Here is a 255-nt window from a genome sequence, read left to right on the forward strand (position 1 = left end):
GCTTGAATGAGTTGTTAGGGCTCAACCGTGACATCTGCGAATCCTGCGGCACGGAGTACCCCTGTGACCTTGCCAACGATTGGGTCATTGGCGGAAATCTTGTTCTTGCCGAGAAGCTTCTGTGTGAGCGTGCGAGACCGCTCAAGCATGACATGCCACTCGCCGTAGTTTGGGCGACTAGGATCCTCGTCTGAGTTGCCGGACACGCACATAAGGTAAGAGACGTTTTGGTAGCCAACCTGATTAGCCCACCCA

General features: G+C 54.5%; 1 protein-coding gene. It reads left to right on the forward strand.

Going from position 1 to position 255, the window contains the following annotated elements; genetic code table 11:
• Positions 1–194 (forward strand): hypothetical protein (locus MMG85_RS18390; RefSeq protein WP_241047349.1); only part of this gene is annotated, 194 nt, incomplete at its 5' end.
• Positions 195–255: the final 61 nt, after the last annotated feature.

The sequence above is a fragment of the Pseudoxanthomonas sp. LH2527 genome, assembly GCF_022539275.1.
Lineage (GTDB): Bacteria > Pseudomonadota > Gammaproteobacteria > Xanthomonadales > Xanthomonadaceae > Pseudoxanthomonas_A.